The following is a 14,845-nucleotide window of genomic DNA, read 5'->3' on the forward strand; positions in this document are numbered from 1 at the left end:
GACCAATAGGTCGATCTGGGGACGGGCAGGGCCGTCCAGGGTGTACCCCGAGTGACCTATTGGTCGATTGGGGTACATGGCATGTCGGGGATCTCGTTTGCTCGGCGAGGGCCTCGGGCCGCAGGATGGTCCTTTGCCCCTGTGTTCAATGCCCTGCTTTTCACCTGCCCTTGCTGGCCATCGGAGTTTCGTCGTGTTGTCCGCCTACGCCCCGCTCTTCCGTGTGCCCGGAGCCCTGCGCTTCATCGCCGGCACCGCGCTCTCGCGCACCGGGGGGTCGATGTTCGGTGTGGCCGTCATCGTCATGGTCAGCGAACGCCGGGGCTCCTTCGGGGTGGCCGGCGCGGTGTCGGCCGTGGGGGTGGCCGTCCTCGCGGTCGCCGGGCCGGTCATCGGGCGGCTCATCGACAAGCACGGCCAGCGTCGCGTGGCCCTGCCGTTCATCCTCCTGTCGTCGTGCGCCGGAGCCCTCACGGCCTACTTCTCCTGGTCCGACGCCCCCGTGTGGACACTCTTCGTGTTCTACGGCCTGAGCGCCGTGCTGCCCGAGCCGGGGCCGATGTCGCGGGCGCGCTGGGCCCACATCTTCCGCGACGACCCAGACCAGCTGCACACGGCGATGTCCTTCGAGCAGGTGGCTGACGAGGCGTCCTTCGTGCTGGGCCCGGTGGTGGCCGTGCTCGTGTCGACCCTGTGGTTCCCCGAGGCCGGCCTCATCCTGGCCGAGATCCTCTTCACCGCGGGCATGCTCATCTTCCTTGCGGCGCGGGCCACCGAGCCGCCGATCGTGCCGCACGCCGACCGCCCCGGTGGGCTCGCGGTGCGCCGCCCCGGCCTGCTGCTCGTCGCCACGGCCCTGGTGATGACCGGGATGATCTTCGGCGGCAACGAGGTCATCGCCGTTGCCTTCGCCGACGAGGCGGGCACCAAGACGTTCTCGAGCATCGTGCTCGGGGCCTTCGCGCTGGGGTCGACGATCGCCGGTCTGGTCTTCGGCGCCGGGGTCTTCCGCTCGACGATGACCCACCGCCTGCTGCTCGCCGCGGGCGGGATGTTCCTGCTCGAGGTGCCGGCCCTGTTCGTCGACGGGCTCTGGCCCCTCGCGGTGGTCATGTTCATCGCCGGCTCGGCCACCGCCCCCCTGCTCATCACCAGCCTGTCCCTCGCTCAGCGACTGGTGCCCAAGGCGCTGGTGACCGAGGGCATGGCGGTGGCGATCACCGGCATCCTCATCGGGATCTCCCTCGGGTCGGCCATCGCGGGCTGGGCCATCGAGGCCTGGAGCGCACAGGCGGCGTATGCCGTGCCGATCGCCGCGGGGGCGTGCGCCTTCGCGATCATCGGGGTTCGCTACCGGCACCTCGAGCGGGCCGAGCTCGCCGCGGCCGAGTACCACTGACCCCCGCCTCTTCCCCGACTTCGTGCGACGTCGGTGCGGATCTCTGGGCTGAATCGCGCCGGGGTCGCACGCAAGTCGCACGAAGTCGGGTCGGGGGTCGGGTGTGAGGGTCGGAGGAGGAGGTCGGATGCCGGTCAGCTCGCCGCGTCGTCGGCGTCCTCCTCACGCCCGGGCGTGCGCAGGTTCCACCGGCGGATGACGAACCGGAACAGCACGTAGTAGACCACCGCGTACCCCAGCCCCATGACGACGAGCAGGGCCGGTCTCGTGGCGATGTTCCAGTTCAGCAGGAAGTCGAACAGCCCTGCGCTGAAGCCGAACCCGCTGCGCACCTCAAGGGCGTTCGCCAGCGCCATCGACGTGCCGGTGAGCACGGCGTGCACGACGTACAGCGGCCAGGCGACGAACATGAAGGCGAACTCGATGGGTTCGGTCACCCCGGTGAGGAACGCCGTGAGCGCCACCGACGCCATCAGCCCACCGACGGCCTTCTTCGCCTTGGGCTTGGCCTCCTGGTAGATCGCGAGGGCGGCAGCGGGCAGGGCGAACATCATGATGGGGAAGAACCCGCTCATGAACGCCCCAGCGGTCGGGTCGCCCTTGAGGAAGCGCGCGATGTCGCCCTGCACGGTGTCGCCACCGGCGGGCGTGTACTCGCCGAGCACGAACCACGGCACCGAGTTGAGGATGTGGTGCAGGCCGAGCGGGATGAGGAGGCGGTTGGCGGTGCCGTAGATGAAGCCGCCGATGATCGAGTTCGCGGCGACCCACTCACCGAGGCCGGTCAGCACGGTGTCGAACGCCGGGTAGATGATCGCGAGCAGCACCGCGAGCACGAGGGTCGCGAAGCCGGTGACGATCGGCACGAACCGCCGACCACCGAAGAAGGCCAGGTAGGGCGGCAGCGATATCCGGTAGTAGCGCTGCCACAGCACGGCGGCGATGAGCCCGCACAGGATGCCGCCGAGCACGCCGTAGTTGACCAGTTCCTGGTCCTCACCCGGTTTGGGGGCCGGGAGGATGAAGGGGGATACGGCATCCCCGACGCCCTTGAAGACGAGGTAACCGACGACCGCCGCCAGCGCCGTCGACCCGTCGGCCTTCTTCGCGACGCCGATGGCCACGCCGACGGCGAACAGCAGGGGCAGGTTCGCGAACAGGGCCCCGCCGCCGGCACCGACGACGGCGGCGACCTTCTCCCAGCCCAGGCCGTCGCGCCCGAGCAGGTCGGGTTGGCCCAGGCGCAGCATGAGGGCGGCGACCGGAAGGGCCGCGATCGGCAACATGAGGCTGCGGCCGAACTTCTGCAGCGGCGCCAGGTTGAGGCGCTTCTTGTCCGGGCCGGCAGCGGCGACGTCAGCCGTGGTCATGGCGGTGGAGCCTCCTCAAAGGCAAGTCGGTGAGAGGCTGACTCCATCACACCGGCGCGACGAATGCCCGAAAGGACCCTCCCGGCATGAGCAGCAAGGCCCAGCAGATCCTGATCGCCCTCGGCGGCGCGGACAACATCATCGAGATCGAGCCGTGCATCACCCGCCTGCGCACCGAGGTCCACGACCCGTCGGTCGTCGACGAGGCCGCGCTCAAGGCAGCCGGTGCCCACGGCGTCATCCGGGCAGGGTCGGTCGTCCAGGTCGTCGTCGGGCCCGAGGCCGACAACCTCGCCGAGGACATCGAGGACCTGATGTGAGCAGCGGCGACCCAGCGGCGGGCCAGCAGCCCACCGCCGGCCGCCCGCACGCCCTCCTGCTCGACCTCGACGGCACCCTCGTGGACTCCGAGCCGATCCACCGGGCCGGGTTCGAGCGGTGGTTCGCCCACCGCGGCTGGGCGTTCGACCGTGAGGTGGCCTCGCTGTTCACCGGGCGGCGGGCCGACGACGTCTTCCGCACCGTCGAGGGGCCGTGGAGCGGCGGGGACCCGACGCAGATGTTCCACGAGATCGTCGCCATGGTGCCCCGCGACCGCCTGCCGGATGCCGTGCCGGGCGCGGTGGCGAGCATCGAGCGGGCGCTCGCGGCCGGCATCCCGCTGGCGCTCGTCACGTCAGCCGGGGGCCGGTGGGCCGACAAGGCGCTGGCCGCGCTCGGGGGCATCGACCGGTTCGACGTCGTCGTCACCCGCGACGACGTGAGCGTGGGCAAGCCGGACCCGTCGGGGTATGCGCTCGCCTGCGAACGACTGGGGGTGGATGCCGGCTGCGCCCTCGCGTGTGAGGACGCGCCTCAGGGGGTGGTCGCCGCCGTCGCGGCCGGGGTCGGCACGGTCGTCGGGGTGACGACGAGCTTCTCCGACCAGGTGCTGCGCGAGGCCGGGGCGCACGCGACGTTGCCGGACCTCACCGGCATTCCTGCTCTGCTCCGGTGACCCTGCTCGGCCCGCTCGGCCCGCTCGGCCCGCTCGGCCCGCTCGGCCCGCTCGGCCCGCTCGGCCCGCTCGGCCCCTGACCCACCGGCCACTGCCAGTCGAGAGTAGGCAACTCGCCGTCTGCACCCACGTGCAGACGGCGAGTTGCCTACTCTCGACCCGGGGGGTGGGTGGGTCACTCGGCGATGGCGCGCTCGCTGTAGCCCGAGCTCTTGCGCAGCTCGACGTTGGGCAGCATCAGCATGACGAGGAAGCCGAGCACCATGACGGCCGACCCGGTGAGGAAGACCAGGTCCATCGCCTCGGAGAACCCGATGAGGAACGGCTTGGCCAGGCGCTCGTCGAGGCCGGTGAGGAACGAGCTGTCCTCCAGCACACCGGTGGCCGCACCGCCCCCGGACTGGGCGGCAGCGAACTGCTCGGCGACCGCGGCATTGGTCGGGTCGGCCAGGGCGGCCTGGAACTCCTGCGTCGGTACGGCCGCGGCCAGCGCGGTCGTGATCTTCTCCGACGCCGTCGAGAACAGGATCGACAGGAACACGGCGGTGCCGAGCGTGCCACCGATCTGGCGGGTGAACGTGGCCGTCGAGGTGGCGACCCCGATCTGCTGCGGCGGCACGGCATTCTGCACGGCCAGGGTGAGCGGCTGGAAGTTGAAGCCCAGCCCCACGCCGAACATGGTCATGACGATCATCGTCTGCCACAGCGGGGTGTCGTAGGCGACGTAGTGGAAGATGAACAGCGAGATCGTGAGCAGGGCCGAACCGACGATGGGGAAGAGCCGGTAGCGGCCGGTGCGGGAGATGATCTGGCCGCTCAGGATCGAGCCGATCATGATGCCGAGGGTCATCGGCAGCAGCAGCAGCCCGGCCTCGGTGGGCGTCGCACCCTTGACGATCTGCAGGTAGAGCGGCAGGGCGGCCAGGCCGCCGAACATCGCGACACCGATGAGCACCGAGGCGATCGAGGCCACCCCGACGGTCTTGTTGCGGAACATCGCGAGCGGCAGGATCGCCTCCTCGCCCATGCGGTGCTCCTGCCAGAAGAAGCCGATGGCGGCGACGACACCGATGACGTAGCAGATGATCGCGTTCGTGGAGCCCCAGCCCCACTCGCGGCCCTGCTCGGCGACCAGCAGCAGCGGCACGAGCGAGAGCGAGAGCAGCGCGGCCCCGGCCCAGTCGATGCGGTGATCCAGGCGGGTGTGGCGCAGGTGCAGCGTCTTGGTCACGACGGCGAGGGCCGCGAAGCCGATCGGCACGTTGACGAGGAAGACCCAGCGCCAGCCGTCGATGCCCAGGATGCTGCTCTGGCCGGCGAAGAACCCGCCGATGACCGGGCCGAGCACGGATGCGGTGCCGAACACGGCGAGGAAGTAGCCCTGGTACTTGGCGCGCTCGCGCGGGGGAACGATGTCGCCGATGATCGCCAGCGCCAGCGAGAACAGGCCGCCGGCGCCCAGACCCTGCACCGCGCGGTAGAACGCGAGCGAGCCCATCGAGGTGGCGAACGTGCACAGCACGGACCCGAGGATGAACAGCGAGATGGCGATGATGAACAGCTTCTTGCGGCCGTAGATGTCGCCGAGCTTGCCGTAGAGCGGCGTGACGATCGTCGAGGTGATGAGGTAGGCGGTGGTCGCCCAGGCCTGGTGGTTCAGGCCCTGGAGGTCGTCGGCGATGGTCCGGATGGCCGTGGCGACGATGGTCTGGTCGAGCGCGGCGAGGAACATGCCCATCATCAGGCCGATGAGGATGGTGACGATCTGCCGGTGGCTCAGCGGCCCGGCCGGGGCATCGGCCGCCGTGGCGGACGCCGCATCGGATGCCGTGCCGGACGCTGTTCCGGACGCCGGGTCGGCGGCGGGGGAGGAGGTGCTCATGACGTGGTCCTTGAGGTGAGGGTGGTCAGGGAGGTTTCGAGGTCCCTGGCGAAGTGGCGCAGGTGGGTCGAGAACTGGGCGACGTCGTCGGGGTCCCAGTCGGCGAGCAGGCCCTGCATCCAGCGGTCGCGGTCGTCGCGGATGGCGAGGAGCAGGGCACGGCCCTCGTCGGTGAGGGTGAGGGCCTGGGCGCGGCGGTCGTCCGGGTCGGGCCCACGGTCGATGAAGCCGAGGTCGACCAGGGTGCGCACCTGGCGGCTCACGGTCGAGACGTCCGAGTGCAGCGCCTCGGCGAGGGCTGACACGCGCTTGGGTGCAGCGACGAGGTGGAACAGCATCGGGTAGGCCATCGGGTCGACCTGCGGGTGCTGTCGTGGTGCGTGCTGGCGCACGAGGTGCAGCAGCTTCACCACCGTGATGAGGTCATCGCCCAGGATGGCCGTGGGCGAGGACCGCGGTGACGTGAACGGCATCCGATCACCCTCCGTGGATAGTTGCATGAGTCAAGCAACTATATGGCGACGCGCCTCATTCCCGGCTCGGCGAACTTTCTCCGTCACCACTGGGACGACGGAATTCGCGGCACCACCGGATGCCGGGGGGCGGGGTCAGGCGTTCGTCGCGCCGAGGTGGGCGAGCAGGTTGTGACCGAAGCGCTGCCCCATGATCGCGATGACTCCGCGCATGGCAGCGGTCACTCCCGGACGCAGGAGCCCGGGGAAGGGCAGGTCGACGGTGATGGTCATCGACGTCTCGAGGTGGGTGCCCCTGGGGTGTGGGGTCAGTGCGTAGTAGCCGACGACGCCCGCGGTCTCGGCGGCGCCCGGGGCGGGGTCGTGGGTGAAGTCGATGCGGTGCGGCTCGTCGAAGACCATGAGCTCGCGGAAGGTGAAGGAAAAGCTCTTGCCGAGCACGGGCACCTTGGTCAGCTGCCACACCCAGTGCTCGCCGTGCTCGGTGACCGAGTGCAGGAACGGGGTGAGCTGTGCGAGCAGGTCGGGGTCGGTGAGCACCTCCCACACCTCGTGCACCTGAGCGGTGACGTCGGCCACCGAGCGGTTCGAGGTCGTGAACGTCGCCACGGTGCCGCCCTCCTCAGCCCGTCACGGGGTGATCGTCAGGGCGGCCAGGACGCGCCGCGCGACGGTGTCGTCACCGTGGACCACGACATGCGCATCCTGAGGCCTGCGCCGGCCGCCGGCGAGGCGGGTCGCGACCTGGGTCGACATCGTCAGCGACGTCGCCACGGCATCCCCGTGGTCCTCGGCGCCGCCGGTGAACAGGGGGACACCGACGGCGCGGCCGTCATGCTCCTCGACGCGAGCCCCGGCGCGCCCGGTCGTCGGGCCGGTGAGGTCGAGCACGACGGCGTTCCCCGGCTCGATGGCCGCGGTCTTCGCGACGATCCGGGGCAGCGCCGCGAACAGCTGGGCCACGGCGTGCGCGGCTGCGCCGGAGTCCAACCCTCCGGGCCGGCCGAGCGCCTCGCGGATGTCCTGCTCGTGCATCCAGATGTCGAAGACGCGGATGCCGAGCAGCGCCCCGAGCGTCGTGGGGCCGAACGGGCCGGCCACGGGGGTCTGCGCCCAGGCGGTGCCCGACCGGTAGAGCGCCAGGCGCTCGTCACGTCGCTCCTCGAGCTCGTCGAGCACCTCCTCGAGGCTGCGCCCGCGGCGTGACTCGAGATAGCGCTCGATGCGCTCGCCGAAGGCGTGCCGCACGTGGGCGTGGCCGCTGACGTCGACGTCGGGCTGGGGCTCGCCGGCCACCATCGCCTCGGCGCTCGCGATGTGGGCGAACTGGTCGAGCACGCTCCAGCCGGGGCAGTCGGTGGGCAGTGACTCGTCGCCGGGGCGCGTCGTTCGACCGAGGTCGATCACTGCCCGAACGGTGTGCGCGTAGGCGTCGACGAGCTCGCCGAGGTCGCTGGGCGCCGGGGGGTGCAGGGTCATCCGGCCACAGTACCTACGCTGGTGCCCATGCCCACCCGAGAGGACACCGCGATCGGCACCCGCTCGTCGGCGGCTCGGCACGGCCCGGCCGGGCCGTACGGGGCTCTCGGGCTCGCCGTCGCAGCCGGTCTGGTCGCCGTGGTCGTGGCCGCGCTGATCACCGGCGCCGTGGCGCCGCTCGACCTCGGCGACCCCGGCCCGCTCGTGCGCTGGGGGGTGCCGGTGGTCTCGACGATCAGCACCCTCGCGGCCAGTGCCACCGTCGGGCTGCTCGGCCTGGCGGCCTTCCTCATGCCCGAACGGTCGCGCACCAGCCGCCGGGTCACCGCCACCCGGTACGCCGCCGGCGCGGCCACGATCTGGGCGATCGCCGCCCTGCTCGAGGTCGTGCTCGCGTTCGCCGACCTCGCCGGCACGCCGCTGACCAGCCCCGAGCTGCTCGACCAGCTCGTCTCGTTCGTCTGGACCCTCGAGACCACCCGGGTGCTGCTCATCAGCGCGCTCGTGGCCGTGGTCGTCGCGGCGTGTGCCCGGCTGGCCACCCGCCGTGCTCCGATGGCCTGGCTCGCGGTGTTCACCCTGTTCGCCGTCGTCATCCTCGCGCTGACGGGTCACGCCGCCGGATCGGCGAGCCACGAGGATGCCGTGAACGCATTGGCGATCCACCTCCTCGGCGTCGTGGTGTGGACCGGGGGGTTGATCGGCCTCATCGTCATGCGCCGCGGTCTCGGGTCGGACCTCGGCCCGACCGTGACGCGCTACTCGACGGTCGCTGCATGGTGTTTCGCCGCGGTGACCGTGACCGGCCTCCAGCAGGCGTGGATCCGGCTCGGGTCGTTCGACGCCATCACCACCTCCTACGGCGCGGTCGTCGCGATGAAGACCGTGGCGATCATCGCGCTCGGCGTGCTGGGCTGGCTGCACCGGCGCACGATCGCGACCCGGCTGACGGCCAACCCCAGTGACGGCAGCGCGTTCGCCCGGCTCGCCGTCGTCGAGATCGCCGTCATGGGCGCCGCGACCGGGCTGGCCTCGGTGCTCGCACGCAGCATCCCGCCGGTGCCCGACGCCCCGCCCGCTCCGAGCCGCATCCTCGAGCTGACCGGGTACCCGGACCCGGGGCCGATGGCGTCGGGTGACTGGTTCACCGCGTGGCGGATCGACTGGCTGTTCCTCGCCGTCGCGGCCCTGGCCGTCGGGCTGTACCTGGCGGGGGTCGTACGGTTGCGGCGGCGCGGGGACGCGTGGCCGGTGCTGCGCACGGTGTGCTGGGTGCTCGGGTGGGCACTGTTCGTGTGGGCCACGTGTGGAGCGCCCGGCATCTGGGGGCGGGTGCTGTTCAGCGTGCACATGGTGATGCACATGGCCGTGGCGATGATCGTGCCGCTGCTGCTCGTGCCCGGTGCACCGGTGACCCTCGCGTTGCGCACCCTCAAGGCTCGCCCCGACAAGACGTGGGGGCCGCGTGAGGTGCTGCTCCAGGTGGTGCACTCCCGGGCGATGAAGGTGCTGGCGAACCCGGTGGTCGCGGCGTGCTTCTTCTTCTTCAGCCTGGCCGCCTTCTACTGGACCGGGCTGTTCGAGCTCTCGCTGACCACCCACACCGGGCACCTGCTGATGATCGCCCACTTCCTGCTCACCGGGTACCTGTTCACCTGGGTGCTCATCGGCATCGACCCCGGGGTGCCGCGCTGGAACCCGCTCATGCTGCTCGTCATCCTCTTCGCGACGATCTCCTTCCACGCCTTCTTCGGGGTGGCGCTGACCGGCAGCGACACCCTGCTGGCCCCTGACTTCTTCACCCAGCTCAACCTGCCGTGGGGGCCGGATCCCCTGGCCGACCAGCAGCGCGCCGGTGAGATCGCCTGGGGGGTCGGGGAGGCCCCGACCTTGGTGCTCGCGGTGATCGTGGCCGTGCAGTGGTTCCGGCGCGACGAGGCGCAGGCGCGGCGCCTGGACCGGCAGGCCGACCGTGACGGCGACGCGCAGTTGCGGGCGTACAACGAGCACCTGGCGCAGCTGCGTGAGGAGACCGAGCGCTGAGCCTGCGCAGGCCGTGCCCGGTGTCGGGCAGGATGGGTGGATGCGGATCGCAGTCATTCAGCTCGCCTACGGCGACGAGGAGTCCTTCGAGGAGCGGGTCGACCGGGTTGCCGGGCTCGTCGCGGCCCAGGCTGGGCACGACCTCGTCGTGCTGCCCGAGCTGTGGGGTGCGACGGGATTCGACTACTCGCGCTGGGACGACGACGCCCAGCGGCTCGACGGCCCGTGGGCCCGGGCGATGGCGGATGCCGCGCGGGCGGCGGAGGTCGTGCTGCATGCCGGCTCGTTCGTCGAGCGGCTGCCCCAGGCCGGGGTGGACGGCAATGACCTGGCGAACACCTCGCTGCTGTTCGGTGCTGATGGCGAGGTGCTCGCGACCTACCGCAAGATCCACCGGTTCGGGTTCGGTTCCGGCGAGCCCAAGCTCATGGAGGCCGGTGAGGACGTCGTCGTGACCGGCATCCCTCTGCGTGACGGCGGTTCGGTGACCGCGGGGCTGTCGACGTGTTACGACCTGCGCTTCCCCGAGCTCTACCGACGGCAGGTGGCCGCGGGCGCCGAGCTGTTCGTCATCCCGGCTGCCTGGCCTGCGGCCCGCGTGGCGCACTGGACGCTGCTCGGGCGGGCGCGGGCCGTGGAGAACCAGGCCGTGGTCGTGCAGTGCAACACGGCGGGGTCGCACGGCGGGTACGAGATGGGCGGGCACAGCCAGGTCGTGTCGGCCACCGGTGCGGTGCTCGCCGAGGCCGTCGGTGGCGGGCGCGGGTCGGGCGGTGACGGCCGGCCCGCGGTGGAGTGCGTGCTCTCGGTGGACGTCGACCTCGCTGCGACGACGGAGTACCGCGAGGCATTCCCGGTGCTTGGCGACCGCCGGCTCTGACCGGACCTCCCCGCCGCCTCTGACCGAACCTCACACGCACAAGAGCCGTGCCGGCTCTTGTGCGTGTGAGGTCGGAAGCCCCGGGCGGGGAATGGGGGGTACCTGTGGGGGTCGTTGCTGCGCGCAAGGAATCCCGTGTCGCGCGCAAGCGGTCCGGCAGATTGTTGCCTGCCGCAAGGGATTCCTTGCCCGCCGCAAGGGAGCTCTTGCCGCGCGCAAGGGGTTCGGCTGGTTGTTGCCCGCCGCAAGGGATTCCTTGCCCGCTGCAACAACCTCGGGCAGCACCCCCTTGCCCGCCTTCACAGGATCCGAGACCGAGTCTGCGAGGGTTGGCCCGTGGACGCCTCGCCCGATTCCCTCGCTCCCGCAGTTGCCGAGTTGGTCGCCGCCCTGCCAAGCGGGGTCGTCGTCGCCACCGCGGATGCCGTCGAGAAGTACCGCTTCGACTGGACGCACGACGCCCGCGCCGGCCACCCCGCAGCCGTCGTGCGCGCCGAGAACGCCGACCACGTCGTGGCGACGATGCGCTGGGCGACGAGTCACGGCATCCCGGTCGTCCCCCGAGGCGCCGGGTCGGGCCTCTCCGGCGGAGCGCTGGCGGTGGACGGCGGCATCGTGCTGTCCACCGAGCGGATGCGTGCGGTCGAGATCGACGCCGCCAGCAGGGTCGCCGTCGTCGAGCCAGGTGCCCTGAACGTCGAGGTCAAGCGTGCCGCCGCCGAGCACGGCCTCTGGTACCCGCCCGACCCGAGCTCGTTCGAGATGTGCTCGATCGGCGGCAACATCGCCACCAACGCGGGCGGGCTGTGCTGCGTGAAGTACGGCGTCACCACCGACTACGTGCTCGGACTCGACGTCGTGCTCGCCGACGGCACGCTGGTCACCCTCGGCGGCAAGCGCGTCAAGGACGTCGCCGGGTTGTCGCTGCTCAAGCTCTTCGTCGGCTCCGAGGGCACGCTCGGCGTCGTGACCCGGGCCGTGCTGCGCCTGGTGCCGGCCCAACAGCCGCCGGCGACCGTCGTCGCCACCTTCCCCGGCGTCGCCGCCGCAGCCGACGCGGTGATCGCCCTGGGCCGAACCGTGCGCGCCTCCATGGTCGAGCTCATGGACCACAGCTCCATCAACGCCGTCGAGGACCACACGCCGATGGGCCTGAATCGGGATGCAGGGGCGCTCCTTCTCATCCAGTCCGACGCTCCCAGCGCGGCCCGGTCCGACGAGGTCGCGGCCGCGGTCGCCGCCTGCGAGGGCGCCGGGGCCAGCGAGGTCTTCGCGACGGACGACCCGGCCGAGGGCGAGCTGTTCGTGCGGGCCAGGCGGTTGCACTTCACGGCGATCGAGGCGCGCGGGCACGTCCTGCCCGAGGACGTCGGCGTTCCCGTGCCGCAGCTGCCGGCCCTGCTCGCGGCCGTGGCCGAGATCGCCATCCGGCACGACCTCGAGATCCCGATGGTGGCGCACGCCGGGGACGGCAACACGCACCCGGCCATCGTCTACCCTGCCGGGGACGCGGATGCCGAGCGCCGCGCGCGCCTCGCCTTCGACGACATCATGGCCGCGGCCATCGCCCTCGGCGGCACCATCACCGGCGAGCACGGGGTGGGGCGCCTCAAGGCCGGCTCGCTCGAGGCGCAGCTCGGCCCGGACGTCATGGCGCTCAACCGGCGCGTCAAGGCGGCGCTCGACCCGCACGGCATCCTCAACCCTGGCTCGTTCATCTGACCGACGCCGGGCTGGCCCGCAGTGACCATGGACATCGACGTGCTGCGCGGCATCCGAACGCCCGCGCGCCGTCGTGCGCCGTCAGCGCGGCATCCGACGTCGTGCGTGCCGACTGATCTCCCGGGTGGCACCCGCTCGTTCTCGCCCGCTCGATCGGCATGCATCGAGAACACCGTTCAACCACTACCCGCGGGTAGCGTTGACGGGTCCTGCCGAACCCGGCACCTCTCCCACACCCAGGAGCACTCATGTACATCGGACTCGGCATCGTCCTGTTCGTCCTCGGCGCCATCCTCGCCTTCGCCCTGAACATCGACATCCCGGGGGTCAGTGACGACACCCTCGGCTACATCCTCATGGCCGCGGGCGCCGTGGCGATCCTGCTCTCCTTCCTCGCGACCCGCCGTACCGCGACCGGCTACTCCGCCACCCGGGAGTCGCACGTCGACCCCGCCACCGGCACCCGCATCGACCGCACCGACGTCGACCCCCGCTGAGCGCCCGCACGGCATCCCGGATGCCGTGAAACCGCACCGTCGAACGGCCCACCCCGCACGCGGGGTGGGCCGTTCGGTTCTCTTGGTGCGGGGCGGGCACACGCAAAGGGGCTGTGCGCCCGCCCCGGGTTCAGGTGCTCAGAAGGCGGACTCGGGAACGTCCATGAGCATCGAGTCGGTGGCCTCGGCCATCGACCGCTCGGCGCTCAGGCGGGGGAGCACCTGCCGGGCGTAGAACTGCGCCGCCGCGACCTTGCCCTCGTAGAAGTCCTTGTCCTTGCCCGACGCGCCGGCGGCCAGGGCGTCCAGGGCCACCGCGGCCTGACGCAGCAGCAGCCAGCCGACGACGAGGTCGCCGGCGCTCAGCAGCAGCCGTGAGGTGTTCTGGCCGACCGAGTAGATGTTCGTGATCTCGCCGCCGTTGCGGGGGTCGGACTTCATCAGTTCGCCGACCATGAACCCGAGGATGCCCTGCACGTCCTCCAGGCCCTGGCCGAGCAGCTCGCGGTCGCGGTCGAGGCGGCCGTCGTGGGCGCCGAGGTCCTTGGCGAACTCCTGCATCTGCGCGGACAGGAAGGTCAGCGCCTGGCCCTTGTCGCGCACGATCTTGCGGAAGAAGAAGTCCAGGCCCTGGATGGCCGTGGTCCCTTCATACAACGTGTCGATCTTCGCGTCGCGCACGTACTGCTCGATCGGGTAGTCCTGGAGGAACCCGGACCCGCCGAAGGTCTGCAGCGACTCGGTGCCGAGCAGCACCCAGGCACGCTCGGAACCCAGGCCCTTGACGATCGGCAGGAGCAGGTCGTTGACCCGGCTGGCGATGTCGGCGGCCGAGCCACGCTCAAACTCCTCGGAGCCGGTGGTCAGGCGGGCCTGGTCGACGATGTCCTGCTGGCTGGCGGTGAAGAGCACCAGTGCGCGCAGGCCCTCGGCGTACGCCTTCTGGGTCATGAGCGAGCGGCGGACGTCGGGGTGGTGGGTGATCGTCACGCGCGGCGCGGTCTTGTCCGAGGCCTGCGTGAGGTCGGCGCCCTGCACGCGCTGCTTGGCGTAGTCGAGGGCGTTGAGGTAGCCGGTCGACAGCGTCGCGATGGCCTTGGTGCCGACCATCATCCGGGCGTTCTCGATGACGTGGAACATCTGCGCGATGCCGTCGTGGACGTCGCCGAGCAGGGTGCCCACGGCCGGGCGCTCGCCGCCGAAGGTCAGCTCGCAGGTCGTGGAGACCTTCAGGCCCATCTTCTTCTCGACGTTGGTGACGTAGACGCCGTTGCGCTCGCCGAGCTCACCGGTCTCGAGGTCGACCTCGTACTTGCTCAGCACGAACAGCGACAGGCCCTTGGTGCCGGGGCCGGCGCCCTCGGGGCGGGCGAGCACGAAGTGGATGACGTTGTCGACCATGTCGGACTCGGCGCTGGTGATGAAGCGCTTGACGCCGGAGATGGTCCAGGTGCCGTCGCCGTTGTCGATCGCCTTGGTGCGGCCGGCGCCGACGTCCGACCCGGCATCCGGCTCGGTGAGCACCATCGTGCAGTGCCAGCCCTTGTCGGCGATCCACTGGGCGAGCTTCTTCTGCTCGTCGTTGCCCAGGGCGTGGAGCAGCTTGGCGAAGCCGTACGACGCGGCGAACATCGCCACGGCCGGGTTCGAGCCGAGCAGCATCTCGTTGACGCCCCAGCGCACGCTCGGTGGGACGACGGTGCCGCCGAGCTCGGCGTTGAGGTCAATGCTCCAGAAGCCGCTGTCGCGGTAGGCGTTGAACGACTTCGCGAACGACTCGGGCATCGTCACGGCCTGCGTCGTCGGGTCGTAGACGGGCGGGTGGCGGTCGGAGTCCTCGAAGGACTCGGCGAGCTCGTTCTGCGCCAGCCGCGCGACCTCCTTGAGCATCTCGCGCGCGGTGTCGACGTCCACCTCCTCGTACGGGCCGGTGCCCAGGACGTCGCCGCGGCCGAGCACCTCGAAGAGGTTGAACTCGATGTCTCGCAGATTGCTCTTGTAGTGGCCCATGACGGTGTCCTCCGGGGGTGCGGCTGGTGCAGGTGAGCGCTTGCTTACCAGTGTGCTACCGACCGGTAACTAAAGCAAGGGGGATGCCGTGAC

The 14,845-nt window shown here is 70.9% G+C and carries 13 protein-coding genes; 7 read left to right on the plus strand and 6 right to left on the minus strand.

Annotation, left to right across the window (positions count from 1 at the left end):
* The first annotated feature begins 193 nt into the window (after positions 1 to 193).
* The gene (locus C8E84_RS12360; RefSeq protein WP_159902552.1) at positions 194 to 1,399 is read left to right on the plus strand and encodes an MFS transporter; all 1,206 of its coding nucleotides are present in this window, start codon (positions 194 to 196) and stop codon (positions 1,397 to 1,399) included.
* Positions 1,400 to 1,533: 134 nt separating this feature from the next.
* Here the strand turns inward: C8E84_RS12360 and C8E84_RS12365 are convergent, their stop codons facing one another.
* Entirely contained in the window at positions 1,534 to 2,769 is a 1,236-nt protein-coding gene (locus C8E84_RS12365; RefSeq protein WP_159902554.1) for a PTS transporter subunit EIIC, read from the minus strand.
* A gap of 86 nt (positions 2,770 to 2,855) precedes the next feature.
* Here C8E84_RS12365 and C8E84_RS12370 point away from each other — a divergent pair, with 86 nt between their 5' ends.
* Both C8E84_RS12370 and C8E84_RS12375 read left to right on the plus strand, forming a co-directional pair.
* Positions 2,856 to 3,089 (plus strand): PTS sugar transporter subunit IIB, encoded by a 234-nt coding sequence (locus C8E84_RS12370; RefSeq protein WP_159902556.1) that lies wholly within the window; start codon positions 2,856 to 2,858, stop codon positions 3,087 to 3,089.
* Positions 3,086 to 3,766 carry an HAD family hydrolase gene (locus C8E84_RS12375; protein WP_159902558.1) on the plus strand — a complete coding sequence of 227 codons (681 nt, stop codon included), beginning with the start codon at positions 3,086 to 3,088 and terminating at the stop codon, positions 3,764 to 3,766. Before C8E84_RS12370 ends, C8E84_RS12375 begins: the two co-directional genes overlap by 4 nt.
* A 175-nt stretch (positions 3,767 to 3,941) precedes the next feature.
* Here C8E84_RS12375 and C8E84_RS12380 read toward each other — a convergent pair whose 3' ends face one another.
* From C8E84_RS12380 to C8E84_RS12395, 4 genes are all read right to left on the minus strand, one after another.
* Positions 3,942 to 5,648: an MDR family MFS transporter gene (locus tag C8E84_RS12380; protein WP_159902560.1), complete on the minus strand. Its 1,707-nt coding sequence runs from the start codon at positions 5,646 to 5,648 to the stop codon at positions 3,942 to 3,944.
* On the minus strand, positions 5,645 to 6,121 hold the full coding sequence (locus tag C8E84_RS12385; RefSeq protein ID WP_159902562.1) for a MarR family winged helix-turn-helix transcriptional regulator: 477 nt from the start codon (positions 6,119 to 6,121) through the stop codon (positions 5,645 to 5,647). The genes C8E84_RS12380 and C8E84_RS12385 overlap by 4 nt, the downstream gene beginning before the upstream one ends.
* 135 nt (positions 6,122 to 6,256) lie before the next feature.
* The gene (locus tag C8E84_RS12390) at positions 6,257 to 6,730 is read right to left on the minus strand and encodes an SRPBCC family protein (protein ID WP_159902564.1); all 474 of its coding nucleotides are present in this window, start codon (positions 6,728 to 6,730) and stop codon (positions 6,257 to 6,259) included.
* Positions 6,731 to 6,751: 21 nt separating this feature from the next.
* The gene (locus tag C8E84_RS12395) at positions 6,752 to 7,600 is read right to left on the minus strand and encodes a maleylpyruvate isomerase family mycothiol-dependent enzyme (RefSeq protein WP_159902566.1); all 849 of its coding nucleotides are present in this window, start codon (positions 7,598 to 7,600) and stop codon (positions 6,752 to 6,754) included.
* Between the two features lie 27 nt (positions 7,601 to 7,627).
* Between C8E84_RS12395 and C8E84_RS12400 the strand changes: the two genes are divergently transcribed.
* The 4 genes from C8E84_RS12400 to C8E84_RS12415 all read left to right on the plus strand — a co-directional run bounded on the left by C8E84_RS12400 (position 7,628) and on the right by C8E84_RS12415 (position 12,742).
* Positions 7,628 to 9,643 (plus strand): bifunctional copper resistance protein CopD/cytochrome c oxidase assembly protein, encoded by a 2,016-nt coding sequence (locus tag C8E84_RS12400; protein WP_159902568.1) that lies wholly within the window; start codon positions 7,628 to 7,630, stop codon positions 9,641 to 9,643.
* Positions 9,644 to 9,683: 40 nt separating this feature from the next.
* Positions 9,684 to 10,523 carry a nitrilase-related carbon-nitrogen hydrolase gene (locus C8E84_RS12405; RefSeq protein WP_159902570.1) on the plus strand — a complete coding sequence of 280 codons (840 nt, stop codon included), beginning with the start codon at positions 9,684 to 9,686 and terminating at the stop codon, positions 10,521 to 10,523.
* Positions 10,524 to 10,859: 336 nt separating this feature from the next.
* Complete coding sequence (locus tag C8E84_RS12410) at positions 10,860 to 12,245, plus strand: FAD-binding oxidoreductase (protein ID WP_159902572.1); 1,386 nt, start codon at positions 10,860 to 10,862, stop codon at positions 12,243 to 12,245.
* Between the two features lie 248 nt (positions 12,246 to 12,493).
* The gene (locus tag C8E84_RS12415; RefSeq protein ID WP_159902574.1) at positions 12,494 to 12,742 is read left to right on the plus strand and encodes a DUF6458 family protein; all 249 of its coding nucleotides are present in this window, start codon (positions 12,494 to 12,496) and stop codon (positions 12,740 to 12,742) included.
* 138 nt (positions 12,743 to 12,880) lie between these two features.
* Here the strand turns inward: C8E84_RS12415 and C8E84_RS12420 are convergent, their stop codons facing one another.
* Positions 12,881 to 14,752 carry an acyl-CoA dehydrogenase gene (locus tag C8E84_RS12420; RefSeq protein ID WP_159902576.1) on the minus strand — a complete coding sequence of 624 codons (1,872 nt, stop codon included), beginning with the start codon at positions 14,750 to 14,752 and terminating at the stop codon, positions 12,881 to 12,883.
* Positions 14,753 to 14,845 lie beyond the last annotated feature (93 nt).

The sequence above is a fragment of the Ornithinibacter aureus genome, assembly GCF_009858245.1.
GTDB lineage: Bacteria > Actinomycetota > Actinomycetes > Actinomycetales > Dermatophilaceae > Fodinibacter > Fodinibacter aureus.